General features: G+C 34.9%; 23 protein-coding genes. 14 read left to right on the top strand and 9 right to left on the bottom strand.

Going from position 1 to position 25,168, the window contains the following annotated elements; genetic code table 11:
* Positions 1 to 49 precede the first annotated feature (49 nt).
* The 4 genes from BR65_RS08100 to BR65_RS08085 all read left to right on the top strand — a co-directional run bounded on the left by BR65_RS08100 (position 50) and on the right by BR65_RS08085 (position 6,214).
* Entirely contained in the window at positions 50 to 1,387 is a 1,338-nt protein-coding gene (locus BR65_RS08100; protein WP_051932708.1) for a PTS sugar transporter subunit IIC, read from the top strand.
* Entirely contained in the window at positions 1,384 to 1,836 is a 453-nt protein-coding gene (locus tag BR65_RS08095; protein WP_034537771.1) for a DUF3284 domain-containing protein, read from the top strand. Before BR65_RS08100 ends, BR65_RS08095 begins: the two co-directional genes overlap by 4 nt.
* Before the next feature lie 80 nt (positions 1,837 to 1,916).
* Positions 1,917 to 4,166 (top strand): alpha-galactosidase, encoded by a 2,250-nt coding sequence (locus tag BR65_RS08090; RefSeq protein WP_034537770.1) that lies wholly within the window; start codon positions 1,917 to 1,919, stop codon positions 4,164 to 4,166.
* A 2-nt stretch (positions 4,167 to 4,168) separates the two neighbouring features.
* Entirely contained in the window at positions 4,169 to 6,214 is a 2,046-nt protein-coding gene (locus BR65_RS08085; protein ID WP_034537769.1) for a beta-galactosidase, read from the top strand.
* Between the two features lie 212 nt (positions 6,215 to 6,426).
* Here the strand turns inward: BR65_RS08085 and BR65_RS08080 are convergent, their stop codons facing one another.
* Complete coding sequence (locus BR65_RS08080; RefSeq protein WP_034537767.1) at positions 6,427 to 7,845, bottom strand: glycoside hydrolase family 1 protein; 1,419 nt, start codon at positions 7,843 to 7,845, stop codon at positions 6,427 to 6,429.
* Between the two features lie 177 nt (positions 7,846 to 8,022).
* Here BR65_RS08080 and BR65_RS08075 point away from each other — a divergent pair, with 177 nt between their 5' ends.
* Both BR65_RS08075 and BR65_RS08070 read left to right on the top strand, forming a co-directional pair.
* Complete coding sequence (locus tag BR65_RS08075; protein ID WP_034538708.1) at positions 8,023 to 8,736, top strand: GntR family transcriptional regulator; 714 nt, start codon at positions 8,023 to 8,025, stop codon at positions 8,734 to 8,736.
* 152 nt (positions 8,737 to 8,888) lie between these two features.
* Complete coding sequence (locus tag BR65_RS08070; RefSeq protein ID WP_034537765.1) at positions 8,889 to 10,211, top strand: PTS sugar transporter subunit IIC; 1,323 nt, start codon at positions 8,889 to 8,891, stop codon at positions 10,209 to 10,211.
* A gap of 128 nt (positions 10,212 to 10,339) precedes the next feature.
* On the opposite strand, the gene BR65_RS08065 is transcribed toward BR65_RS08070, so the two are convergent.
* Together BR65_RS08065 and BR65_RS08060 are read right to left on the bottom strand one after the other, a co-directional pair.
* Positions 10,340 to 11,365: a N(5)-(carboxyethyl)ornithine synthase gene (locus BR65_RS08065; protein ID WP_023179355.1), complete on the bottom strand. Its 1,026-nt coding sequence runs from the start codon at positions 11,363 to 11,365 to the stop codon at positions 10,340 to 10,342.
* A gap of 334 nt (positions 11,366 to 11,699) precedes the next feature.
* Positions 11,700 to 12,146, bottom strand: a complete 447-nt coding sequence (locus tag BR65_RS08060; protein WP_034537763.1) for a HEAT repeat domain-containing protein — start codon at positions 12,144 to 12,146, stop codon at positions 11,700 to 11,702.
* Between the two features lie 227 nt (positions 12,147 to 12,373).
* On the opposite strand from BR65_RS08060, the gene BR65_RS08055 reads away from it, so the two are divergent.
* The 3 genes from BR65_RS08055 to BR65_RS08045 all read left to right on the top strand — a co-directional run bounded on the left by BR65_RS08055 (position 12,374) and on the right by BR65_RS08045 (position 14,510).
* Positions 12,374 to 13,012 carry a TetR/AcrR family transcriptional regulator gene (locus BR65_RS08055; RefSeq protein WP_034537762.1) on the top strand — a complete coding sequence of 213 codons (639 nt, stop codon included), beginning with the start codon at positions 12,374 to 12,376 and terminating at the stop codon, positions 13,010 to 13,012.
* An 84-nt stretch (positions 13,013 to 13,096) separates the two neighbouring features.
* Positions 13,097 to 13,807 carry an ABC transporter ATP-binding protein gene (locus BR65_RS08050; RefSeq protein WP_034537760.1) on the top strand — a complete coding sequence of 237 codons (711 nt, stop codon included), beginning with the start codon at positions 13,097 to 13,099 and terminating at the stop codon, positions 13,805 to 13,807.
* 1 nt (position 13,808) lies between these two features.
* Positions 13,809 to 14,510, top strand: coding sequence for a hypothetical protein (locus BR65_RS08045; RefSeq protein ID WP_034537758.1), 702 nt, complete (start codon positions 13,809 to 13,811; stop codon positions 14,508 to 14,510).
* 68 nt (positions 14,511 to 14,578) lie between these two features.
* On the opposite strand, the gene bsh is transcribed toward BR65_RS08045, so the two are convergent.
* From bsh to BR65_RS08025, 4 genes are all read right to left on the bottom strand, one after another.
* Entirely contained in the window at positions 14,579 to 15,553 is a 975-nt protein-coding gene (gene bsh, locus BR65_RS08040) for a choloylglycine hydrolase (protein ID WP_034537757.1), read from the bottom strand.
* A gap of 502 nt (positions 15,554 to 16,055) precedes the next feature.
* The gene (locus BR65_RS08035) at positions 16,056 to 16,487 is read right to left on the bottom strand and encodes a VOC family protein (RefSeq protein WP_023179346.1); all 432 of its coding nucleotides are present in this window, start codon (positions 16,485 to 16,487) and stop codon (positions 16,056 to 16,058) included.
* A 90-nt stretch (positions 16,488 to 16,577) separates the two neighbouring features.
* Positions 16,578 to 17,963, bottom strand: a complete 1,386-nt coding sequence (locus BR65_RS08030; RefSeq protein WP_034538706.1) for a M24 family metallopeptidase — start codon at positions 17,961 to 17,963, stop codon at positions 16,578 to 16,580.
* Positions 17,953 to 18,741 carry a DeoR/GlpR family DNA-binding transcription regulator gene (locus BR65_RS08025; protein WP_023179343.1) on the bottom strand — a complete coding sequence of 263 codons (789 nt, stop codon included), beginning with the start codon at positions 18,739 to 18,741 and terminating at the stop codon, positions 17,953 to 17,955. Before BR65_RS08025 ends, BR65_RS08030 begins: the two co-directional genes overlap by 11 nt.
* Before the next feature lie 282 nt (positions 18,742 to 19,023).
* Between BR65_RS08025 and BR65_RS08020 the strand changes: the two genes are divergently transcribed.
* The 5 genes from BR65_RS08020 to BR65_RS08000 all read left to right on the top strand — a co-directional run bounded on the left by BR65_RS08020 (position 19,024) and on the right by BR65_RS08000 (position 22,713).
* Positions 19,024 to 19,329, top strand: coding sequence for a rhodanese-like domain-containing protein (locus BR65_RS08020; RefSeq protein ID WP_023179341.1), 306 nt, complete (start codon positions 19,024 to 19,026; stop codon positions 19,327 to 19,329).
* Positions 19,329 to 20,981 (top strand): FAD-dependent oxidoreductase, encoded by a 1,653-nt coding sequence (locus tag BR65_RS08015; protein ID WP_034537756.1) that lies wholly within the window; start codon positions 19,329 to 19,331, stop codon positions 20,979 to 20,981. The genes BR65_RS08020 and BR65_RS08015 overlap by 1 nt, the downstream gene beginning before the upstream one ends.
* Positions 20,981 to 21,277 (top strand): rhodanese-like domain-containing protein, encoded by a 297-nt coding sequence (locus tag BR65_RS08010; RefSeq protein WP_023179338.1) that lies wholly within the window; start codon positions 20,981 to 20,983, stop codon positions 21,275 to 21,277. Before BR65_RS08015 ends, BR65_RS08010 begins: the two co-directional genes overlap by 1 nt.
* Entirely contained in the window at positions 21,277 to 21,537 is a 261-nt protein-coding gene (locus tag BR65_RS08005) for a metal-sensitive transcriptional regulator (RefSeq protein WP_023179336.1), read from the top strand. Before BR65_RS08010 ends, BR65_RS08005 begins: the two co-directional genes overlap by 1 nt.
* Positions 21,538 to 21,720: 183 nt before the next feature.
* Complete coding sequence (locus tag BR65_RS08000; protein WP_034537755.1) at positions 21,721 to 22,713, top strand: sensor domain-containing diguanylate cyclase; 993 nt, start codon at positions 21,721 to 21,723, stop codon at positions 22,711 to 22,713.
* A gap of 287 nt (positions 22,714 to 23,000) precedes the next feature.
* Here the strand turns inward: BR65_RS08000 and BR65_RS07995 are convergent, their stop codons facing one another.
* Entirely contained in the window at positions 23,001 to 23,945 is a 945-nt protein-coding gene (locus BR65_RS07995; protein WP_081901368.1) for an acetylxylan esterase, read from the bottom strand.
* A 1-nt stretch (position 23,946) separates the two neighbouring features.
* On the bottom strand, positions 23,947 to 25,152 hold the full coding sequence (locus BR65_RS07990) for an AGE family epimerase/isomerase (RefSeq protein ID WP_034537754.1): 1,206 nt from the start codon (positions 25,150 to 25,152) through the stop codon (positions 23,947 to 23,949).
* Positions 25,153 to 25,168 lie beyond the last annotated feature (16 nt).

The raw sequence follows: 25,168 nt of genomic DNA, 5'->3' as shown, positions 1-25,168 counted from the left end.
AAGTAAACGTTTACCAAAAATAAATAAAGCGAAAAAGGAGCATATCAAAATGAAATTCGGTGAAAAATTTGCTGAAAAAATGGGCCCTATTGCCACATTAATAGGCGATAACAAGTATTTATTGAGTTTGCGTGATGGTTTTATGATGGCTTTCCCTGCAACAATGTTTGCATCGATTATGATTATTATCCAAAACTTACCTACTACATTTGGATTTAGTCAATATTTGCCTGAAGTTGTTAATACTTTTTTTAATGATTTTTTTGGTCCAGTTGGAAACGCTACAATGAGCATATCCGCTGTCTTTATTGTTTATGGTATAGGGTATCATCTTGCTGGACATTATGATCAGCCACAAGTATTTGCAGGAGCTATATCATTATCTTCTTTTATTATGCTTTTGCCATTTGGACAAGATGAGTCAATGGGCACATTTATACCCATCTCAAAACTAGGTGCAGAAGGTATGTTTGTTGGGATTCTTACAGCCCTTATCGCTACAGAAATTTATTGTCGAATTGGAAGAAAAGGTTTTACTATTAAAATGCCGGACTCAGTCCCCCCTATGATTGCACAATCATTTGTTGCGATTATTCCAGGAGCTGTTCCATTATTTGTTTTTAATGTTATTAGATATACATTTACTTTTACGTCTTGGGGCAATGCAGTCGATTTTGTATATGAATTGTTGCAAAAACCTTTGATGGGATTAGGTGGTACTTTACCTGCTGTATTGATAGCAGTGTTCTTTACACAACTTTTCTGGTGGTTTGGTATTCATGGAACTTTGGTGATCAATGCAATCATAGATCCTATCATGAGTGCACTTGCACTTGAAAACTATGAAGCATATAAAGTAGGGGCAGAATTGCCTCATATTATTAACACTACTTTTATGGGAGTTTTCGTAAACCAAGGAATGCAATTAGGGATTTCAATAGCAATGGCTTTCTTTATTGCAAAATCCATTCGAATGAAAACGACCATGAAAACGATCATGGCACCAGCTATTTTCAATGTATCGGAACCCATGACTTTTGGGTTACCAGTTGTTTTAAATCCGATAGCCTTTATTCCATGGATATTAGCACCTTTAGCCTCAACAACCATTTCTTATTTCGCAATCTCAGTAGGATTAGTTCCAAGACCGATAGGAGCAACTGTCGTATGGACGACCCCTATATTATTTTCTGGTTGGGTTGGAACAGGATCAATTTCGGGTGCAATCCTTCAAATCGTTACAGTAGTTGTTATGACAGCAATTTGGATTCCATTTTTAATGGCTATGGATAAAGAATATTTGAAAGAAGAACAAAATGATGATCATGAAAAACCAGTATACAAAGAAAAAGTAAAAACTGAGTATCCTGTCGAGGATAACTTATGATAAGTCTTGACACATTGAGTTATAAGTATGTATTGAAATCTGATAAATCTTCTGTCTTTAAGGTGTTAGTTGATGAGCAATTGCAGTATTTTCAAAAGAACGATCCCAAAATTATCTCTTTAGAGGAGGGGACATCTGTTCAATGCAACTTAACGACAAAACTCCAAAGCCTTCCGGTTTCCAGTGTGATGGAAATTACAAAACTAAAGGCTGAAGAAACACTTCAAACGAAAACTAGCTATTCATCGGGTATGATTTTACAAATGTACGAATTTAAAAAAGATAAAAAAGGCAAAGATATTCTGATTTATTCAGAAAAAAATACGTTTTCGGAAACAAGGAATCAATATGGTTTTATGTTGATTGGGTTTTTCTATAAGCTTTTTTACAATAGAGGAATAGCAAAAAGAATGAGATATATTGATAACTTATCAATGCATGTTTCATAAGCAGTCAGAAAATAGTGGAAACTGATTCAAATGAAGATTATAAAATCAAAAAAAAGCCATTGAAAAGGAATTAAAGGATTATGATTGAAGTTAGAAATGGAAATTTTTTTCATTTAAAAAATAATAAAATAAGTTACGTATTTCATGTGATGGAAAATAACCATTTAGGACATTTATATTATGGAAAAACTCTGGGTGAATTGTCTGATTCGGACATTCAATATCTTACGGAAAGAAATAATAAATCAGCAGGTACGGTTAAATTCTCCACTGATGATGACCTATTTACTTTAACAGATAGGTTTCAGGAATACCCCGTTTATGGATCTTCAGATTTTAAAGAAGGGGCAATAGAGGTATCTCATAATAACGATCCTTGGTATTTAGACTTTAAATTTATTGATTACCGGATAGAAAAGAAAAAAGAAAGAAACTTAGCTGTCCCTTCAACCTATGCTTTAGAAGGAGAATCTGAAACGCTCATTATTCAACTAGAGGATGAAGAGCATAAACTTAATTTAGAAATGCAATTTACACTATTTGAAGATTTTGGAGCTGTTGTAAGGAGCCAAAAATTAATTAATATCGGTCCGGAATCCGTAATGATAGAAAAAATGTTAAGTGGTGTTTTAGAACTTCCAACTGCTAACTATGATTTTTTACATTTATCTGGTGCATGGCTAAAAGAAAGACATCCTAAGAAAAGAAAATTAGCACAAGGTACCGTTTCTGTAGGCTCATTAAAAGGCGCATCTGGGCATCAACATAACCCTTTTGTTGCTTTGGTAGAAGAAAACGCCAAGATTAATAAAGGTGAAGTATATGCTGCCAACATCATTTATTCAGGCAATTTCCTGGCACAGGCAGAAGTTGATGAGTGGGATAAAACAAGACTTATGATTGGGATTAATCCAAGTCAGTTTTCTTGGCAGCTACAACCATCAAAGAGTTTTGTAACTCCAGAAGCCATTCTAATGTATAGCGATGAAGGATTGAACGGGATTTCAAGTCAATTTGCTGGATTTACAGAGAAGCACATCATCAACAGAGAGTGGAAAAAAACTCCTAGACCAATTGTTTTTAATAATTGGGAAGCTACTTACTTTGACTTTGATCAAGATAAATTATTAGAGCTTGCTAAATTAGGCAAAGAACTAGGAATGGAATGTTTTGTAGTAGACGATGGCTGGTTTGGGAAAAGAAATAACGATAGAAGTTCATTAGGAGACTGGTATTACGATAAGAATAAGTTTACCAAAGGAATTGGTACATTCGCTGATAGTATACATCAAATGGGACTTCAACTTGGAATATGGTTTGAACCTGAGATGGTATCGCCGGAAAGCCAACTTTATAAGGATCATCCTGAATGGGTTGTGCGACACTCGTATTCTAGAGTATCAATTGGACGAGGCCAATATGTTCTTGATTTTTCAAATCCCAAAGTAGTAGATGAAATTTATGGGCAAATGAAGGAAGTTATTCTGGAAACGAACTTGGAATATATAAAATGGGATATGAACAGAAACATAACAGAAGCCTATTCAACTTATCTGCAAGCCAATGGTGTACCGCAAACAGAATTTTTCCATAGGTATATTTTAGGAGTATATGCACTATATGAAAAAATCCTGAGTGATTTTCCGGATATATTAATTGAAGGTTGTGCAGGTGGTGGAGGAAGATATGATCTAGGTATATTGTTTTATAGTCCTCAAATTTGGCCAAGTGATGATAGTGATGCTATTGAAAGATTAACAATTCAAACAGGCACGCTATTGGGATATCCGCTGTCCACATTCAGCAACCATGTATCAGCTAGTCCAAATCATCAAGTAGAACGGGTAACATCATTGCAGACGCGTCAGAATGTTTCAATTTTTGGCCCTCTTGGTTATGAACTGGATCTTACAAAACTCAGTGATGAGGAAAAAGAAGAAATTAAAACGTGTATTTCTTTTTATAAAAAACATAGAAATCTATTGGTTCACGGAGAATTTTTCCAATTGTTAGATCCATTTGTTGATACGAACGAAGTTTCATGGGGCGTGGCGAATGAAGATAAAAGTGAATTCATTATTGGATTTTATCGGAAAATGGCCGTAGCTAATCCTCCAGCTTTAGATTATATAAAGGTACCATTTTTAACAGATGATAAAATTTATTCAGTCAATAAATCAGAAGAAGTCAGCGGTAAAGTACTTAGTCATTTTGGGCTTAGAAAACCTTACCAGTTTAACGGTGCAAATCATCATCAAGCGCAGGTAAAAGGTGATTTTCAATCTTATATTTATCATTTAGTTGAAAGTGACAAGAACGGGGGTAAATAAAGGTGGTTCATTTTGATTTAGAAAAAAGATTTCTACATGGTGGGGATTATAATCCTGATCAATGGCTAGATTACCCAGAAATTTTAAATGAAGATATTGAAATGATGCAGGAAGCGAATGTCAACACTGTCACTGTGGGAGTCTTTTCATGGTGGGCGTTGGAACCGAGTGAAGGAGAATTTACTTTTGAATGGTTGGATCGCATTTTTGATGATGTTCATAAATTTGGTGGGAATGTGATTCTTGCAACGCCGAGTGGTGGAAGACCGCAATGGTTGAGTCAAAAGTATCCAGAGGTCAATCGAACCAATTCACTTGGGCAAAAGCATACTCAAGGTTTTCGACACAATCATTGTTATTCTTCTCCGATATATCGGGAAAAAGTCCGTATCATAAATCAAAAACTGGCTGAAAGATATGGGAATCATCCAGCATTGCTGATGTGGCATATTTCAAATGAATATTCTGGTGAATGCTATTGTGACTATTGTAAAGAAAACTGGCAGCAGTGGTTAAAGAAAAAATATGGAGAGTTAGAAGAAGTAAATAAGGCATGGCTGATGAGTTTTTGGGGAAATAAATATACGGATTGGAGCCAAGTCCTTCCGCCATCTCCTTTGGGTGAACATAAAGTACATGGAATGGACCTTGATTGGAAAAGATTTAACACAGATATGACGATTAATTTTTACTTAAATGAAATCAAACCGATTCGTCAAATCACTCCAGATGTACCTGTAACAACTAACTTTATGGCAGAAGGTCATGAGCAGCATGATTTTATCCCCTTGGAAGGTATCGATTATGGAAAATTTGCTAAATATGTAGATATTGTGAGTTGGGACAGTTATCCAGATTGGAATAACAACTATGAATCGATCGCTGAAACAGCCATGAAATCTGCTTATGTTCATGACCAATACTGGTCTTTAAAACAAAAACCATTCTTAGTAATGGAATCAACACCTAGTGAAGTAAATGGGCACCAATTTAATAAATCGAAACGTCCAGGCATGCATATGCTAAGCTCTATGCAGCAAATTGCGCATGGATCAGATAGTACTCTCTATTTTCAGTGGAGGCAGTCTCGAGGAAATTCAGAGAAATTTCATGGAGCAGTTGTAGGCCATGACAATTCACGGGAGAATCGAGTATTTAAAGAAGTCTCAGAATACGGAAGTAGACTAGAGAAAATCTCCGAAATAAAAGGAGCAACTAAAGACTCAAAAGTCGCAATTATATTTGACTGGGACAGCAATTGGGCTTTAAAAAGAGGCGGTGGATTTGGCCGACCAACAAGACAATACCCACAAACGCTTCAGGAACATTATTCTGTCTTTTGGGAAAATGATATAGCTGTTGATATCATTACGTCGGAACAAGAATTTGATCAGTATGATTTATTGATTGCTCCGATGCTCTATTTAATGGATGAAAAAACAATTAGTAAACTAAGCAACTATGTGAGTAGTGGAGGAACATTATTATCTAGCTATTTTACTGGGATAGTGAACGAGACAGACTTAGTGAATATTGGGGGATGGCCATCTGAACTTCAAGAAATTTTTGGTATTAGTTTGAAAGAACTTGATACTCTATACCCAGATGAATTTAATTCATTGAAGTTTCAAGGGAAACAGTATCAAATAAAAGATTATTCCGGCATAATTGATGTCACTCAAGCTGAAGTTATGGGTACTTACCAAGCAGAATTCTACAAAAATACACCAGCAGTGGTTAAAAATTCATTCGGATCAGGTCAAGCTTATTATCTAGCAGCTAGAACAAACCGAGACTTTTTGAAAGACTTTTACAAACCTATTATTGAAAAATTATATTTAGCTAATTCCCTTATTAATGAACCCAAGTTTGAAGTCTCTGTGCAAACACGGATAAAGGAAGGCGTGAGCTATTACTTTTTGATGAATTTTTCGACAGATACCCAAGAGGTAGTCTTAAACAAAACAGTTGTGGATATAGAGTCGTCTGAAATAATAGAAGGAAAAATACTATTGAATTCTTATGAGGTTAGAGTTCTTAAAGAGTAACTTTTTTAATATGAGAACTTATACATTATATATGAGGTTCTGGAAACACCTAAATTACATCAGAACATTATAAATGGTTAGATATAAAGGAAAACTTTGGTCCTCTGTCATTGTCCAGTAATGATGCGTATAGTTATAAAATAAAAGATAGAACAAAACCATTCAAAAGTTTTGTCCTATCTTTTTTTGCTGAATGGATTCTTCAGCATATATTAAACTAATAAATCTTTGTCGTATTCAAAACCGTTCTCATCACTTAATTGTTTGTAAAATTCTCCACTTTTCTTAATTGTTCGTTTTTGAGTTGGTAAATCTAAAGAGACTAATCCGTAGCGGTTTTTGTAAGAATTAATCCATGACCAGCAATCGATAAAGGCCCATAAATGATAACCTTTAATATTACATCCATTATTAATTGCTTTCCATAAATATGCCAAGTGATCCTTAATGAATTCAATACGGTATGAATCAATTACTTGACCACTTTCATCCATGAAACGTTCTTCATTTGCAACTCCCATACCGTTTTCAGAAATGAATGCTTCAATATTCCCATAATTATTTTTAATATCCATGCATAAATCATAAACACCTTTTTCATAAATCTCCCAACCTCTGTATTCATTCATCCGACGCCCAGGCATAACGTGATTTTCAAAGAACCATTCTGGTAAAAATGGGCCATCTTGGTTAATCGCTGTTAAACGAGCTTTTACTCGACGAGGTTCATAATAATTTAATCCTAGTATTTGTGAAGTATTTTCAGCAATACATGCTAAATCTGATTCAGTAAAGTCGACAGGCATTTGATCATATTCTTTTAATAAATTTACTAATTTATTAGGGAAAGTTCCTTTGACCATTGGATCAAGAAAACTTCTTGTATAAAATAGGTCAGCAATTTCAGCGGCATTGACGTCAGCGGGGTTTTGGCTTCTTGGGAACGTTGGACTTAAGTTTAGAATGACTCCTATTTTGCTAGATAAATTATATTTTTTGAAGGCTTGAATAGCTTTAGCATGAGCTAAGATTGTAAAGAAAGCTGCTTGGGCACCTCGTTTAAAATCAACAATATTTGGATAATGAAAATCTTCTAGATATGAACCTAAGATAGGCCCAAGTGGTTCATTAAAGGTGAACCAGTGGTAAACTAAGTCACCAAATTCTTTAAAACACATATCAGCAAAATTTACGTATGCATCAATGACTTTACGGGATTCCCAGCCGCCCATATCTTGTAATTTAGCTGGCATATCAAAATGATAAAGATTTGCAAAGACCTTGATACCATTTTCATTCATTTCTTTAAATAAATCTTTATAAAAAGCAATTGCGTTAGGATTTACTTCACCAATACCATCATTTGGAAACATTCTTGCCCAAGAAATTGAAACACGAAATGAATTATGTCCAGTTTGTTTCATTAACTGTACATCTTCTTTATAGTGATGAATGTGATCAGTAGTTATTTCTGAACTTATTCTTTGGTAAAAGCGATACGGTTGTTCTTTGTACCACCTTTCCCAAACAGTTTCAGCTTTTCCAGTTTCTCCTCTTCCCTCAGCTTGTTCAGCCGACCATGCAGAACCCCACCAAAAGTCTTGTGGGAAAGATAATTTTTGTTTATTCATTCATATTCCTCCTTGTATAACAAAGCCATAATAACATTACTGGATTTAAAAATAAATACTTATTTTTAAAAATATATATTTTTAAATGAAAGCTATATTTTTTATGTGGAAATTAATACTAGTTTTATGATAAAGTATAGAAGGTACTATACTTATTAAGAGGCTAGGTGATACATGTTGAAAAAAATTCCCAAATATATGGAAGTATATTTAGACATGAAAGAAAAAATTATGAATGGTTATTATACTATTGGAGAGAAACTTCCATCAGGAGGAGAACTTGCAGAAGAATACAAAACAAGTAAACTTACCGTTAAGAAAGGCCTTGATTTGCTAGTTGCTGAAGGGGTTTTAAGAAGTAGGAGCGGGTTCGGAACTGAAGTTTTAAGAACGCCAATTGATAATTCTAAGGTTTTTGGACCGAATGAAGGGCTGTTCAGTGTGGTAGGAGAAGAACATGTTGAATCTGAGATCCATAATTTTTCAATTGAGCTTCCTTCTGAAAAGGTAGCAGATATGCTGAAAATCAGCTTGAAAGATTATGTTTATAATATTATTAGAAGTCGTTTTATAGACCATCAACCATATTCAATCGAGCAGACGTTTATGCCATTATCCATTATTCCGGGTCTTGAGCCCCAGCATTTAAAAAAATCAGTTTATTCTTATATCACTCAGGAACTTAATTTAGAAATTAAAGACTCACATATATGGATAAAAGGTGATTTAGCGTCAGAATTTGATATTCGTATATTAGACATTGAAAAAGGAGATTTTATGATTGAAGTAGATAAAGTAGTCTCACTTTCAACTGGTGTTCCATTTGAATATTCATTGTCCAGACATATATATAAAGACTTTGTCTTTGAAGCAATATTTGTTGAAAATTAATAAAATTTAAAACAACCCTTTAAGGTTGTTTTTTTTGTCTTTTTAAAAAGTATATAACTTTTAAAAAAGATGTTTACTTTTAAATAAAGATGTTGTAGTATTGAAACGTAAAGAATAGTTATCGCTTACAAAAAATAAAGAGGAGGGTTTTTATGGATAAGACAAGAAGGGACATTATATTTGAGAAGTTTGGATTAATTGCAACAAAACTTGGTAATCAAATTCATTTACGTACTTTGCGAGATGCATTCGCAACTTTCATGCCATTCATGATGTTAGCTGGGTTTGTGACATTAATTAATTATGTTATTTTAGAACCTACAGGATTTATGGGTAAAATAGTTGATCCAGATACACTGACTACTATCCAGCAAATTGGTGAATCAATTGCAAATGGGACATTAAGTATTACTACGTTATTAATCGTTGCAGCAGTTTCTTATCATATGTGTGTTAGTAGAGACTATAGCAATCATATTGCAGCTGTACTTGTATCAATTTCAACATTCGTTGTATTAACTCCGATGGCAACCATGTTTACACCAGAAAATGCAAGTGAAGCTATCGAAGTTACAGGTATTATTCCAGTTTCTCATACAGGAGCTTCAGGGATGTTTGTTGGAATTTTTGTTGGATTATTAGCAACGGAATTATTTATTAAATTATCAAATAACGAAAAATTACAAATTAAGCTATCAGGGAATATTCCTCCGGCAGTTTTAAAGTCGTTTAATGTTTTAATTCCAATTATTATAACCGTTACCTCATTTGCAATTATTTCTTTTGCAATCAATCAGTTATTTAATATGGATGTAAATGCTTTAATTACAACGATTATCACGGGTCCATTGAGTAAAATCACTACAGGATTACCAGGGTTCCTGTTAATCACTTCTGTGGCAAATTTATTCTTTGGCTTTGGTATTCATCAAGCAGTTATCTCAGGTCCTCTTCTTGATCCGTTCTTGATTCAAAATATGCAAGAAAATATGGCTGCATATGCAAATAAAGAAGAAATTCCACATATCATCAATATGGCGTTCAAAGATACTTTTGCCGTTATGGGCGGGTCAGGAAATACTATTGCATTATTAATTGCAATCTTTATATTTAGCCGTCGTAAAGACTATAAAGATTTTGCCAAACTATCTGTTGCGCCTGCAATTTTTAATATTAGTGAGCCAATTATCTTTGGACTTCCAATTGTTTTTAATATCAGTTTAATTATTCCATTTGTACTAGCTCCTATTTTCTCATTAACTATTGCTTATTTTGCTACAGCAGCCGGATGGATCAATCATGTTGTTGTTCAAATTCCATGGACTACACCACCAGTAATTTCTGGATTCTTAGCAACTGGTGGGGATTGGCGGGCAGCACTATTACAAGTATTGATTATTGCAGCAAGTGTATTTATATACTTACCGTTCCTGCGTGTCGATGAAAAAGTTACAGCAAGTATGTCAAACGAATAGATTTTGGGGAATTATCTCTAAAAGAAATAAAACGATGAGTAAGTGAAAATAAATTCAGTTTACTCATCGCTTATCTTAAAATTTTCAAGTTTTAGAAGGTAAAATCTTTATGAAAGTCTTTTTGTTGCTTAAGTCATTGAAGTCCGATCTGATTCGTTAGTTTCTATTGACGAATCATCTGTAGACCTATGCTGAAATTGATTGATTCGTTCATCTATAACTTGTCCGTGCTCAAAAATTAAAGCGTTTTCTAAAATAGCGTTGGGGCGACTTTCAACTAAGTCATCAATATATTTAACGGTTTCTCTAGAAATGGCACTTGAAGTCGAACGGTAAAAAATAGTTGGTGTATGATCGACTGCGTAATGGATAACGCCGTTGATTTCATAGGTTGGATCTTCTAAAGTAGTAGGAATAGTCGTTTCGATGGCACCATTTTCATCACAACTAACGTCAATCAGCAGTGTACCGGGTTTAAACCGTTTTAAATCTGTTTGGTAGATCAGGTGATCGGTACGGGAAGTATCCCATAAGATCGCATTGACGATCACATCAAATTCAGTCATTTCTTTTTGGAATAGTTTCTCTTGATTGCGGTTATAGACTCTAACTTCTGCACCTAATCCGATTAAAATACGTTGGGCACCGCGTGCTGTGTTGCCGCGTCCTAAAATAGCAACTTTTGTATCATAAGGCATAACTCCGTTTAGTTGATAAGCATGCATGACAGCAGCTTCTCCAGCTAATTCATTATTGCGCCAATAAGAATGTCGATTGTCTTCATACATATCTTCCCAAGCATAAGCAGAAAGTTGATTTGCAATCAGTGTATCAGTGGTTTCTTTGCTTTGGACAGCATGAACCCATCCAAATAAAGTTTGTCCTGTATGAAGGTTTTTGATAAAAGTAGAGTCTCCAATTTTAGGATCACAAATGATATCTTGCTCTAAAGCAACGTCTCTAGGAACAACCTGACAACCTAAAGCAGCATATTCAGTATCAGAAATGTTTAAATCGCTTCCATAACCTTCTTCAAAAAATAAAGCTTCTCGATGTTGTATCCCTATAATGTCTCTAGGAAGTAAAGCAATTCGTTTTTCACCAACTTTGTGACTGTTGACAAATCCAATAGTTTTAAGTGGTTCGTGTATCATATTTCCTAACCTCCTATAATTATAATGATTATTATGTGCGAGAAAGCCGGACATAGTACCTTATTATCTCACTAATGACAACTGGTTACAAATTCTTATGAAATAATGAGATGGTAATGCAATATAAATTCTATTCAAGACCATTTTCGTAATAAGTTCTTTTATCTATATTTGCAGTCTCATCAAAGGTATTTTGAATAGGTTCATTGTAATGGTTTTGATAGCAGGTTGGATCGGTTAATGTTGAAAATAAAAAAAGTCATCTGCCATTAAACATAGGCAGATGACTTTTTACTGAGTTCAATTAGATCTTTTTGTTATTAACCAACAAGATCTAACGTAAATTTGCATAAGAAGACGTGATCCATAAATCGAAATTTTCTTGTTCTTCGTATTGCATAACATCATACATTTCAGGGCTGACGATTTGGAATTGTTTTTTGAAAACAGCCAAATCAAATTCTGCCATTTGTGTATCACGTTTAACGCGATTAAAAACTTTAGCAAAGTCTTTGCTGCTGTATCTAATATCTTTTCGTTTTAATTCTAAAGGCAAGCCTTTTTTTGTGATTCCCATCGCTTGTGCAGCGTTGAAAGCAGCTTCTTTTACTGCGAAAACACGGTCATTTGATGCAAGTTTTGTTAAGATATATCTTGATTTTTGACAGTCATAGTTTGCTAATTCAGTAACGGCTTCGAGTCTGATTTTCCAATTGTCTTTTGTATTTGCTTTAGTTTTTAATTCCTCAATATTAGATGGTTCTGTTTGGGTAATAGTCATAATGTTGTTGCCTCTTTCTATTTCGTGTCTTAAAGTCCATACTATAGCGTTTGATGGTCTTTTACAAGGTTATTTCGATTAAATCATTGTTTTCTTCTTGTTGCAATTCTTTTTATATCTTAAAAAGTAAGAAATGGTAAATTAACAATCTAAAACATTTGACATAAATACCAGCGGTATGTATTATACAAGATACATACCGCTGGTATTTATGTGAGGTGAAATAGTTGGCAAGAAATAAATACCCTGAAGAAACAAGAAAGAAAATATTGGATGTGGCGGAAAAGTTATTTTTAGAAAAGGGTTATGATGGAACTTCTATTCAAGATATCGTTGATGGATTAGGAAATATGACAAAAGGGGTCATTTATCACCACTTTAAATCAAAATTTGCTATTTTAGAAACGATAATGGATGAAGCTGATGAACAACCTATTCTTGAACAACTCAGGGGAAGAAATGGATTAGAAAAATTACAAAATGTTTTAAAGGATTCTTTTAAATCTTATCGAAGACAATCAATCGGTTATGCTGTTGCTGTTGCTTTGAGGAGTCCTAGAATATTAGGAGAACAATATTTACAAGTCTTCCAAGAACTGGTTCCAGAAATGAAAAAAATCGTTGATGAAGGAGTCATGGATGGGTCAATTCAAACAGAGTATCCAGAAGAGATTACGGAATTGCTTATGCTAACGATTAATTTATGGATCGGAATTCAACTGAGTCTTTTGTCAGAAGAGGAATTGCGCCGGAAAATTTTGTTCATTCAACAAATGTTTAATGGATTAGGTGTTCCTTTATTAACAGATGAAATTGTTCAAGATGCTTTTACATTGTTTACTGTTTTAAAAAAAAATAGCGATTAAAAAAGCTATTTTTTTTATAAAGATACATACCAGTGGTATCTATCTTTTGAATATACTATATTGGAGTACGAAAGGAAGATAAAAATGACAACTATTGTTGCTGTTCATCATTTGGAAAAGAATTATGGAAAAAAAGAGGTTTTGAAGAATTTTAGTTTGACCATTCAAAAAGGAGAAGTCTATGTGTTGCTTGGAAGAAATGGTGCTGGAAAATCAACACTATTTAAAATTTTAACAGGATTATCAAGAGCATCAAATGGATCTATCACTATTTTAAATGAAGACAAGGATCTAGAAAAAGTAAAAATTAAAATAGGATCGAACATTAATGAGCCGGTCTTTTATGAACATTTAAGTGCCATGGAAAATTTAAAAATTCACTGTGACTATATGGGATCTTCTAAAAAACGCATCCCCGAGTGGCTTAAAGTTGTCGGATTGGCAGTAGATAATGATCGACCTGTCAAAGAATACTCATTAGGTATGCGCCAAAGACTTGTTTTGGCAAGGTGTCTCGTTCATGATCCTGAGTTGATAATCATAGATGAACCACTAAACGGCCTCGACCCTAGAGGCATCAAACAATTTCGTGAACTGATTGAAGAACTTTCTTTGTTAGGCAAAACGATTATCATGTCGAGCCACATCTTAACAGAAGTGGAATCTGTCGCTACTCGAATTGGTGTGATTTTTGATGGAGAACTTGTTTTAGATGAGCGAAAGCTTGACTTGGTTGCAACACACCAAGATGGATTAGAAGACTTCTTAATCAGCAAAATGGAAGGGGAATATTAAAATGAAACTTATCGGATTGGAAATGAAAAAAATTGCATTAACCCCTTATCTGTTTACAAGCGTCCTAATTCCTTTAGCCGCTTTAGCTTTGATCGATCTATTAGCCTATGTGCCTCAAATTGATCCAAATATTTTAGCAACTGATCCAGAAATGGGAACATATGCATTTTTGTATGTTATTTCTTTCATTATAAATGTAACTGGATTTGCATGTATGAATACAGCTATGTTAGGAAAAGTCATCATGGAATCTTATAACGACAATTATATTCCTTTAACGCTAAGTTATCCTGTTTCTAGAAAGAAAGTCTTCTGGGCAAAGATCATTTTCTGTGAATTGTTTTGTGGAGTCGGAGTTTTTATTGGAGTATTATTAACCAATAGCTTATTCTTTGTGTCAGAATCTGTTTTTTCTTTAGTAAATGATACGTTATCTTTTACCATTATTATAAATCAGTTGCCACTCATGATTGTTTCTATTATGTTAGTTGTTAGCATCAGCCTGATCGCTCTAGCAATTGGCTGGTGGAGAAATTCATTGGCTTTAGCCATTGTTTCAGCTGTAGTTCTGTGTAGCATACTAAGCAATTTAGTTATGGTAGGTGGAGTTGAAGTGATTTTAGCAATTTCTAGTATTCTCTTTTTTATAGGTGTATTAGTAGTTTTAATGCTAACAAAAAAAGTGTTGCGATTAGAAGCTTAGTAATAAAAAGCATCAAAGAAACTGTGAATTATTCCAGTTCCTTTGATGCTTTTATTTTAAGTGAAATTTTAGTTAGTGTAATGGATCGCCTGTTCTTTTTCTAATTCATAAACAAATAAGTCAGTGCTATCTAAAGGAAGATTTTGCATAGATACAGCACATATTTGACTATTTTCATAAGTTTTATAATAATAAGTCTGTTCTTCAACGCTTACACAAGAAGAATATTGAGTGATTTCATAAATTCCTTCTGGTGCCATAGCGCCACCTCTTGGTTGTGCTACAAAATCTAAAATGTGGAAAAATTGAGAAACGTTCGCCTGTTCTGTTTTATCTGCCACAGAATTTAAACGAGCATATGCTGCACGAACAAATCTTGATGGAGAAGAAAGATCACCAGGAAGACCAATAGCCCCCATTCCTCGACTGTAAACAGCTAAATCAACCTTAGAACTTAAACGATTTTCTGGGATATTGGCTGTAAGATTCAAGTAATTGCTCATATTGTATTTATGATATGGAAAAGAGGGATTATTGGTTAATACACCAAATTGGTTGTCATATACTTGTAATCCTTCAGAAGTTGATTCGACAACAATTGAGCTATCTTTATCTGATATTAACCAATGCAATGGCGATAACTGTAATTTTTCGCTAAAAGAAATATTGATTAGATTAATATCTTTTAATAACGTTTTAGCTTCTTGGACAGTAGCACATTTGCCTAATAAGTAAAGGATAAATTCAAAAGGGGTAATGTTTTTTTTTCCTTTTTGCTCATCATGGTAGACTGCAAAACCATCAAAGTTTAATCCGCCCATTCCAAGGCCTTTTTCATTAACTGCATCAAAGTATAAAGGGTAATTATCTACTACCATAGCCATGCCAATTATCGAATAGTGTGAAGAGAGCTCTTCTTCTTTGCGTAGTTTAAAGGGGAAGTTTCTAGGTGTAACGACAACTTTATTATTTAAAGAATATTCCAAATCGAGATTTCTTCCAAAATAGAATGTGTCATTCGTGTAAGCTAAACCTGTGCACATAAAATATCCCTCCTAAATAGTATAATACACCACTATAGTACGAGTTATCTATTATCAAAACAACTATTTAATAGTACTAATTGAATAGAAAAAATATGCATTAAATTTTCCTTCTAGGATAAGAGATTATTAGTGAAGGGAATCAAAAAAACAGCTCGTATAATTTAAATTATTTTTTACAATTAGAGTGCGATTCTGCCAAAATAACAAGTGATTATATCTTTTTTTGGAGGTGAATTGTAGAAATTATACAATTCTTAATCTGGATGCAGATTAACGTTAGCACAGTTTAATATGAAACCGAAAAAAAATAGTATGGTAAACTATAAGCATACTAGCGTTAGGAAGATTAGGTATTTTTAAAATGAATGAAGGAACCAAGAATCGCATTAAGTAAAGATATATGCGGTAGCATTTCTTATTTTCAAAATAATAGGATAATAGAATGCAAAAAGGAGAACTGCATCACTTGCAGTTCTCCTTTTTTGGCCAATAATAATATTTAGTCAAACTCTTCTTTTAAGATATCCATTCTTTCTTCAAAACTAACTTCTTTATGAATCTCATGCAACATCCATACATACCCAAAAGGATCTAAAAATTGGGCATTCGAAATACCAAAGTCATCCATTCTGGTAATGCCTTGAATTTCAGTACAGCCATTTTCCATAGCGGATTGATAGGTCTTTTCAATATCATTTACAACAATATTAAACCAAAAAGATTGCGGATGACCTTCTTTAGGAGCTACTAGATAATACTCAGGATTTTCATCCAGCATATGAAAACGGGTTTCAAAAATACTAAATACTACTTCATTTACGCCAGGATCAAAATCAGTTACTTCTACACGCACGACAGGAAAGATTTCTTCATACAATGCGAGAGCCTTTAAACTATCTTTTACAACAAAATCAAATTCCACAGCTTCCATGGTAAAACACCTCACTTTTTATTCTAGTATAGCAAAAAGATTCTAAGTAACGCCAATTATTCAAAGAAAACACGGCTTTCTAATGGAATATTAGCCTTCTTTTGTATAAGCCAGTGTTTTATTTAAGAAAAACGGAGTGTAAAAGGCCACTGTGTCGCTTAATGGCAAAATATCATTTGAAAGTTTGATTCCAATAACCTCTTTGATGTAATTTTTTCTAGCTTCAATGCGTTCCCAAACTTCAGGATATTGTTGGCTTAGTTCATTTCTTAAAGCTTCGTCAGCAATTGCTATTGGTTCTTCACAACTTGCACCGGTATAACCAGGAACACTTGGAATCATATCGATTTGCAGCAATTGTCCGCTTTGAATGACGGCTTCTGAACCTTCATAGAATGGAGAAGACATCCATTCTTCATCTGCAGTGTAATGACCTGGATTCAATGTCCAGCCATAAAACTCAGAAGGAAAGGCTTCTTGGATTTTCGCATAAAATTCGTCTCCAGAAATGCCGATAGAAAGAGTTTCTAACCAAGTCGAATAAGCGTTGAAGTAAGGTTTTCCAACTCTTTCTAAATAATCTTTTTGATTCTCTGGTAATTGGTCCTCAGAAGAGATGACAAATCCAGCACGGCTACTCAAACCGCCCTTGTAACCCACAGTTAAAGAGTAATTATCTTTTAAAGTGATATTTTTATCTCTCGGATAAAGAATCGCATTTGTAAATCGTTGTCCTGCAGCACTGATGGTTGTAACCGAGTTTGGCTGACCGTCTTGTGCCAGCAAAGCACCAATTTCTTTTTCACCTTTTCCAACTGAAATTTCTTGAAGGCCATTAAAAATTGCAATTCCTGCTAATGAAGCGCCGTATTCATAGTGAGCAATCTCATTTGCGTTATAGGTTGTACGTAATCCAACTTTTGGAGAAATTAAAGAAAATGTGAAGTTTTGTAATTGATCTCTATTGGAAACATAGTTTAGCAAACTATCAATGACATAAAATGGGAGATCGAATAAATCTCTATTGTTGTATTGACTTGAAGTGAAGAGCTTCCAACCAATGACACCAATTTTTGCATCAGGAGAAATGTTGCTTTCTTTAAAGTAATGGTCTAGTGTTTTTTCACCGGTCATAGGTTGATTTGGTAGAGAAAAGAAAGGAACATGAACTGGATTTGCTTTGATCCTAGAATGCACAGCCATTTTCACATTTTCATTTCCCAATAATAAATGACTTTCACCAGTCGCGTGGATCACTAAACAAGCTTCTTCAAATCGTGGAATAAAGCCTGTGAAATATTCAAAGTTAGCACCGTGTTCGCGGTCGGCATAAATAATAGCTGTATCGATAGAATGGATCTGCAGTTGTTCTAAAAACCGCTCTTTTCTAGCAGCCATTGTCTCATCGGTCAATACAACAGATTCTGGGTTGCGGTGAATAGTAGGCAAGTCTACAGTTGTTAAGTTAATTTTCATCATTCTTATCCTCGTTTCTAACAGATTTTATAGTAGTCACAGTACTTAATTTCTTGAAAGTCTCTTCATCACTTGGCAAATCAGTGACGATCATGTCAAAGTCAGTGATGTTCCCAACTTTATACAAATAAGACAAGTCAAATTTTTTATGATCAGCAACAAGGATCGTTTTTTTAGATTGTTTTAGAATCGCTTTTTTAGTAAAGGCATCTTCTTCATTTGGCAGAGAAACGCCTGATTCAAGGTTGATGCCTTCAGCTCCAATAAAAGCAACGTCAAAATTAAAATGTTGGACAAATTCAGCAGTCTCTAATCCTAAGAAACCTTTTGAAAGATCACGATATTTTCCTGGGACACAATGTAACTGAATATCTTCATATTTTGACAAAGCATTCATAACCAATAAAGAATTGGTATAAAACTGACAATTTTTAATAGTAAAAATTTCTCTTGCTACAGCTAATGTAGTTGTACCTGTCTCAATAAAAACAGAACTGCCTGGTTTAACCAATGTTCTGCAAAATTTAGCAATCATTTTTTTCTCTTGGACACTGACTTCTTCTTTAATAGAGATAGGATTTTCAAAAGAATTTTCACCTCTGTAAATGGCTCCTCCATGAACTAACTGTATGTCATCTTCCCATTTAGTCAGTTCTTTTAAGTCCCGATTAATCGTCATCATAGAGACACTTAATTCATCAGCGAGTTCTTTTGAACTGACTTCACCATTTACTTTTAACAAATCATTAATGAGTTCTTGCCTTTTTGTTTGATTCAATCATGTAACCTCCTTAATGGGGATAAATACGTTATATTTATAACTCATTGTAACATTTATTGGTTAAAAAACAACACGAAATAACTTTTATGTTATTTTGTGTTAATTTTTAATGGATGAATTAGTTAAATAGTAAAAAAAACCATAAAATTAAATGCAAAGTTAAAATTAAAAATTCTTTACAAAATATACCACACGGGGTATATTTATATACGCGCAGGGGTAGGTTCAATAGAGTGTAGTGAAAAGGATTATAAAAAAAATTAAATTAGGAGGCAAAACATGTTTTTTAAACCAGTACCATCCATTTCAACCGATGAATTGGAAAAGAAAGTAACGAAAAAACCACAAATTATTGATGTACGAGAAACACAGGAATTTATAAAGGGACATATACCTGGAGCTAAAAATATACCATTAGGTACAATCGCAGATTATACCCCAAAGGGTAAAGTCTATGTCATTTGTCAATCTGGTATGCGAAGTAAGAAAGCCGTAAATTTTTTAAAGAAACAAGGACACGACGTGGTGAATGTTCGCGGAGGAATGATGTCTTGGTCTGGAGCTAGAAAAGGAGGAAGAATATAATGAAAGTTGTTATTGTAGGAGGAGTAGCTGGTGGAATGTCTGCGGCAACTCGATTAAGGCGCTTAAATGAGTCGGCTGAAATTATTGTATTGGAAAAAGGGCCATATGTTTCATTTGCTAACTGCGGTCTGCCATATTATGTGGCTGGAGAAATTGAAGAAAGAAACGATTTGTTGGTACAAACACCAGAAGCTCTACAAGCACGTTTCGAACTAGATATACGTCCTTATAGTGAAGCAGTAGCGATAGACACTAAACAAAAAGAAGTGGCAGTTCGAACAATAGAAGGAGAATATAAGTTATCTTATGACAAATTGATTCTTTCCCCTGGAGCTAAGCCGTTTATTCCATCAGCTAAAGGTCTAGAAGAAGCGAAAAATATTTTCACGTTGCGTTCTGTTCCAGATGTAGATGCCATCACAGCATTTATTGAAGAAGAGAACCCTAAAAAAGCCGTTATTATTGGAGCAGGGTTTATTGGTTTAGAAATGGCGGAAAGTTTAGTTCATCGTGGATTGGATGTTACTATTATTGAGAAAGCACCACAAGTTTTGCCGCCTTTAGATGAAGAAATGGCTGTTTATATCACGAAAGAATTAAATGCAAATGGCATTGAGTTGCATACAGGAGCAGCAGCTGAATCGTTTGAAGAAGAAGGAAAAGTGATTGTGCTTGATAATGGCGAACGCTTAGAAAGTGATATCACATTGATGTCTGTTGGTGTAAAACCTGAAACGAACTTGGCCTTAACTGCGGGTATCGAAACCGGTTTGAGTGGTGGTATACTAGTAAACGAACAGTATGAAACAAGTCAAAAAGATATCTATGCTGTCGGAGATGCTATTGTAGTAAAACAACAAATCAATGGAGAAGATACAATGATCGCTCTAGCTTCTCCAGCTAATCGTCAGGGAAGACAAGTTGCTGATGTGATTAGTGGGTTGCCTCGAAAAAATAAAGGTAGTATCGGTACTGCAATTGTTCGCGTATTTAATCAAACAGCAGCCTCAACTGGATTAAATGAAAGACAGTTAAAACAGGCAAATGAAAAGTATGAAATCGTCCATATCCAAGGGAAAAGTCATGCAGGTTATTATCCAAATGCCGGTACGATCTTACTGAAACTACTGTTTAATCCTTTAAACGGGAAAATTTATGGTGCACAAGCTGTTGGAGAAGATGGGGTAGATAAACGCATTGATATTATCGCAACAGCTATCAAAGCAGGGATGAGTGTTCACGAGTTACCAGAATTAGAATTCACTTATGCTCCTCCGTATGGATCAGCAAAAGATCCTGTGAATATGGCTGGATATGCTGCTTTGAACATTATTGAAGGAGTAAGCGATTCGATTCAATGGCATGAATTAGAAGCAAGGCAAGAAGAAGGTTATTTATTATTAGATGTGCGTAATGAAAATGAACTAGTTAATAATGGTCGCTTAAAAGGAGCGATGAATATTCCTCTTGATCAGTTACGAGAACGTTTGTCAGAAGTGCCTAAACACCAACCAATCATTGTGAGTTGTCACAGTGGGTTACGCAGCTACATTGCTGAACGGATTTTGAAACAAAAAGGATATAAGGTTAAAAATTTGGATGGAGCATTTGCTCTTTATTCAACAGTCAGACCAGAAAAGGTGGAAAAATAATGTATAATTCGATATCAATGCCAGAGTTTGAACAAAAATGGAAAAGAGAGAAAGTTTCTTTAGTGGATGTACGCGAACAAGATGAATGGCAAACAAAACATGTAGACGGTGCTATTCATGTACCTTTAAGCGATTTAGAATATGCGAAAAAAACATTAGATAAAGAACAAGACTATTATGTTATGTGTCATTCAGGAGCACGTTCTGCCAGAGCTTGTCAATTATTAGCAAAAGAGGGATACAACGTAACAAACGTAATGGGCGGCATTTCTGCGTGGAGAGGAGATACTGTATAATGGAATACAATGCAAAAATCGTAAATCGTTTAAAACGCTCAGATGGACAGCTGCATGGGGTATTGAAGATGATCGAAGAAGAAAAAGATTGTACAGCTATCGTGACACAGTTATCAGCTGTTCGTTCTAGTCTTGATCGTGCAATCAGTTTAATCGTAGCGGAGAACCTAGTCGAATGTGTCCAAGAAAATATAAAAGAAGGTACTTCTGAAGAAGAAAGTATCCAGCAAGCCATTAATCTATTGATGAAAAGTAGGTGACTATTTTTTTTCGCAAAAATTAAGTGAATAATTTCCGATACGGCAACGATTAGACATCATGCAGGTAATGCAAGGTCTCTAATTTTTCATATATTTTTATAAGCATTGAACCGTTCTCAAAAATAAAGTACACTTAATTTGACATAGTTTTAAACTCAAAAAGAGTGTAAAAGGAGGGATATCATGAAAGAACATAAAGAATATGAAGAATTAACAAAAGAAGAACTACTTTTAAAGGTGCAATCATTAGATCGATTGAATAAAGAATTATTACTGACTTTTCAAAAATCAGAACGCCTGGAATTTGGATGGACAGGAAACTTAGGGCAGTGGTTCTGGGATTTTACTACAAACGAAGTAACGTTCAATCCTTTAAAAGCAGAAGCAATAGGGTATATGAAAGAGGATCTGCCTGAGAAAGTTCCATATGAATTCTTCACAGACAAAGTCCATCCTGACGATAAAGATGGAGTGATGCAATTGATGATGGATCACTTAAAAGGGGAAATACCTGTGTGGGAAGTGAAGTACCGTATCCAAGCTAAAGATGGTTCTTGGAAAGTTTATCAAGACCGAGGAAAAGTAACGGAAAGAGATGAAAATGGAAGACCGTTATTTCTTACCGGGATTGTATTTGATATAACACAAGAGGAACTTGAAAGAGAACAATTAGTGGTGAAAAATAAGACTTTAGCAACTCAAATGAAGAGAGATGCACTGACTTCCCTTTATACACGATCAGCTATCATAGTAGAGTTGGTAAAACACTCGAATCGAGCTAAAAAGCAAGAACAGCCAATGTCGATTATTGTTTTAAGCGTAGACAACTATGCTAAAATTGAAGACGATTTTGGAATAATGTTGAGTGAGGAAGTATTGAAAGTAACGGGACAAGTGATCATATCTTCTATTCAAGATAGATACGTGGCTGGAAGATATAGAGATTCTGTATTTGTAATCGTACTAGAAAATACAGAAAAAGAAGAAGCTGGCATATTGGCTGAAATAATCAAACAAACTGTTCTAGAAACTGTATTCGAAGTGTCTAGACACGTAAGTGTTAGTGCAGGAGTTTCTACTTATCATCCAGATGAAACAATCAGTGAATTGATTCAAAGAACAGCTCAAAAATTAGTGGCAGCTCAAAAAAATGGCGGAAATCAAGTTGTTTTATAACGTTTCTAGTCAGACAATATCTCTAAACAAACTAAAGTTAAAGAAGTAGTAGGAAGGAGGCTGGGACAAAAATCCCAGCCTCTTCCTACGAATGTTTATTCTAAAACGTGCTCCAAAAAACAGACCCGACGTCCACTTTGTCATGGCTGTAGTAGCTTCAGCTATGTACAGACATGATACACTTAGGCGTTAGCCTACAGTGCTTCTATTCGATGGTCGATGACCATACTGCGCTTATTCGTTCCAGTGATTCGGGTCTAAACGCTTTTTGTCCCACTCTCGTCTATTTAATCGATAAAATAACTGCGCATGTCATCGCTGACTTTTGGCAAATACTCATGACCATATTCTGGCAAAATAATTAAGTTCTTTTTAGTTGGAATGTTGTTGTAAGTTGCCATTTGAGTAATTGGTGGGACGATGGTGTCTTGCATCCCAACAGCCCAACACACTTCTGCTTTTATACGAGGAGCAAAATGCTGGATATCAATATATTCTAATGTATCGAAAATTTCCTTTTCACGTTTATGAAGCGGATCGCGGAATTGGAACCAATATGGAATTTCTTCAAAAGCAGATGTTTGAGCACCAAGAGAATACGCTTTTCGGTAATCAGAAAGAAAAGGATAAGAGACATAGACACGGTAAAGGTCAGGAACAAGGCCTGCACAAGCAATGGTCAGACCGCCGCCTTGAGAAGCTCCTTGAGCATAGATGCGATTTTCATTTACAAAATCCATTGATTTTAAGATTCGAGCTACATGAGCTGTATCTAAGAAAACTTGTCTAAAATAAAGATTATTTTTTCCTTCTTCCATGCCGCGAATGATCAGTCCTTTCATAACACCTCCGCTTGTTTGCGTACGGTCTTCAGACAGTCCGCCTTGTCCGCGAGCATCCATTGCTAAGACAACAAAACCTTCAGCTGCCCATCCAATTTTATCTTGGAAATCACCTGAATCTGTGTGGTATCCATGAAATTGAAGTAGACCTTTAAAGTTTCTGCCGGCAGTTTCTTTTGGCGTAATGAGCTGACAATGAATAGTAGCTCCACCAACGCCTTTGAATGTCAGATGATAAAAGTTGGCAACTTGCGAAGGGATATCTACCGGATCTAGTATGTAATCAAGTGGAAGAGACTCCATTTCAAGTAATCCATCTTCCCAAAAAGCATCAAAATCAGATGGTTTGATGCCGCTGCCAGAATAGTTTTCCAATTCTTTCATTTTCATTCTATTTTTCCTCCAGACGTTTGATCATTTCTACATAAAAACGAACCGTATGGTAAGGTCCTTTCCATGAATCTGATATGTTTTCTTCTGTAGTTCCATTTTTACGAAGTACCGACAATAGTTGATTGTCTTCGTCCAAACGAGAATACCATTCACTTCCAGGACGGTGATCTACAAATTTTTGCTGGATCAATTGAACTAAATTTAATGCAGCATTTCGGTAGTTGCTGTTCCCGGATTGTTGAAAGGCATGGTAAAAACCAATAACAGCTTCTGCTTCTACCCACCAAACTTTCGTTTTATCGAGACGAGGACCATCACCATGATTGACCATCCAACCATTTTCATCTAAACCCTTTTCGTAGCAATAAGCAGCAAGTTCAGATGTCATCTTGCGTACCGTTTTATCTAAATCTTCATCCACTTTACAGCAGTCTAAAGTTTCATCCAATAACCAAGCAGTTTCGATATCATGCCCATAAGAAACTCCAGAAATGATTGAAGTCCAGTTTTGATCAAATTCTTGTTGGCAGTAACCAGCAGGATGAAAGATGTGTGTAATGAACAACGTTAACAGATGTTGGATTTTTTTCAGTAATGCTTCATTTGGCCATATTGTGTAAAGGTTTGTATAAGCTTCCAGTAAATGCAAATGTGTATTTGTTGTATACTTCACTTTAGGATTTTGAGAAGCAACTTGTGATAGCGATTTTTGCTTCCATTTTTTATCAAACTCTTCTTCATAACCAAGAGTGCTTGAATTGTAAGCATTCTCTTCAATAAGGTTATATAGTTTTTTCGCATATTCTAGTGCATCAGAAGTTGGATCAATTTTCGCATACTCGCTCAGACCGTAGATCGCAAAGGATTGGGCATAGACATGTTTGATAGGGTTAAGAGGCTTACCTTCGGCATCAACAAGCCAATAAATGCCGCCGTATTCATTATCCCATAAGGCTTCTGTTATAAAATGGTAAGCATGATCTGCAGCGAGTTTGTACTCTTGATCTTTTAATGCATTATAAGAATGAGAAAACGTCCATAAGAATCGGGACATCATGACCCCACCTTTAGGAGCAAGCGGGTCGGACTCCAAATCAATGGATAATTTGCCGTAAAATCCACCATTCGTATTATCTTGCTGGGATAACCAGAAAGGCAACACTTTTGCTAAAAGTTGATTTTTTAAAACTTCTTTTGTCTGCATTATTTTCCTCCTTATG

It is taken from the genome of Carnobacterium inhibens subsp. inhibens DSM 13024 (assembly GCF_000746825.1).
In the GTDB taxonomy this organism is placed as follows: Bacteria; Bacillota; Bacilli; order Lactobacillales; family Carnobacteriaceae; genus Carnobacterium_B; species Carnobacterium_B inhibens.
The sequence above is the reverse complement of the archived record's forward strand: the minus strand, read 5'-3'. Positions and strand labels throughout refer to the sequence as shown.

Excerpts from the sequence above, each read along its gene's own strand:
- BR65_RS08100 (WP_051932708.1), top strand. The coding sequence starts at position 50 with ATGAAATTCGGTGAAAAATTTGCTGAAAAAATGGGCCCTATTGCCACA.
- BR65_RS08070 (WP_034537765.1), top strand. The coding sequence starts at position 8,889 with ATGGATAAGACAAGAAGGGACATTATATTTGAGAAGTTTGGATTAATT.
- BR65_RS08050 (WP_034537760.1), top strand. The coding sequence starts at position 13,097 with ATGACAACTATTGTTGCTGTTCATCATTTGGAAAAGAATTATGGAAAA.
- BR65_RS08065 (WP_023179355.1), bottom strand. The coding sequence starts at position 11,365 with ATGATACACGAACCACTTAAAACTATTGGATTTGTCAACAGTCACAAA.
- BR65_RS08000 (WP_034537755.1), top strand. The coding sequence starts at position 21,721 with ATGAAAGAACATAAAGAATATGAAGAATTAACAAAAGAAGAACTACTT.
- BR65_RS07995 (WP_081901368.1), bottom strand. The coding sequence starts at position 23,945 with ATGAAAATGAAAGAATTGGAAAACTATTCTGGCAGCGGCATCAAACCA.
- BR65_RS08045 (WP_034537758.1), top strand. The coding sequence starts at position 13,809 with ATGAAACTTATCGGATTGGAAATGAAAAAAATTGCATTAACCCCTTAT.
- BR65_RS08010 (WP_023179338.1), top strand. The coding sequence starts at position 20,981 with ATGTATAATTCGATATCAATGCCAGAGTTTGAACAAAAATGGAAAAGA.
- bsh (WP_034537757.1), bottom strand. The coding sequence starts at position 15,553 with ATGTGCACAGGTTTAGCTTACACGAATGACACATTCTATTTTGGAAGA.
- BR65_RS08090 (WP_034537770.1), top strand. The coding sequence starts at position 1,917 with ATGATTGAAGTTAGAAATGGAAATTTTTTTCATTTAAAAAATAATAAA.
- BR65_RS08015 (WP_034537756.1), top strand. The coding sequence starts at position 19,329 with ATGAAAGTTGTTATTGTAGGAGGAGTAGCTGGTGGAATGTCTGCGGCA.
- BR65_RS08005 (WP_023179336.1), top strand. The coding sequence starts at position 21,277 with ATGGAATACAATGCAAAAATCGTAAATCGTTTAAAACGCTCAGATGGA.
- BR65_RS08030 (WP_034538706.1), bottom strand. The coding sequence starts at position 17,963 with ATGAAAATTAACTTAACAACTGTAGACTTGCCTACTATTCACCGCAAC.
- BR65_RS08095 (WP_034537771.1), top strand. The coding sequence starts at position 1,384 with ATGATAAGTCTTGACACATTGAGTTATAAGTATGTATTGAAATCTGAT.
- BR65_RS08080 (WP_034537767.1), bottom strand. The coding sequence starts at position 7,845 with ATGAATAAACAAAAATTATCTTTCCCACAAGACTTTTGGTGGGGTTCT.
- BR65_RS08020 (WP_023179341.1), top strand. The coding sequence starts at position 19,024 with ATGTTTTTTAAACCAGTACCATCCATTTCAACCGATGAATTGGAAAAG.
- BR65_RS07990 (WP_034537754.1), bottom strand. The coding sequence starts at position 25,152 with ATGCAGACAAAAGAAGTTTTAAAAAATCAACTTTTAGCAAAAGTGTTG.
- BR65_RS08035 (WP_023179346.1), bottom strand. The coding sequence starts at position 16,487 with ATGGAAGCTGTGGAATTTGATTTTGTTGTAAAAGATAGTTTAAAGGCT.
- BR65_RS08060 (WP_034537763.1), bottom strand. The coding sequence starts at position 12,146 with ATGACTATTACCCAAACAGAACCATCTAATATTGAGGAATTAAAAACT.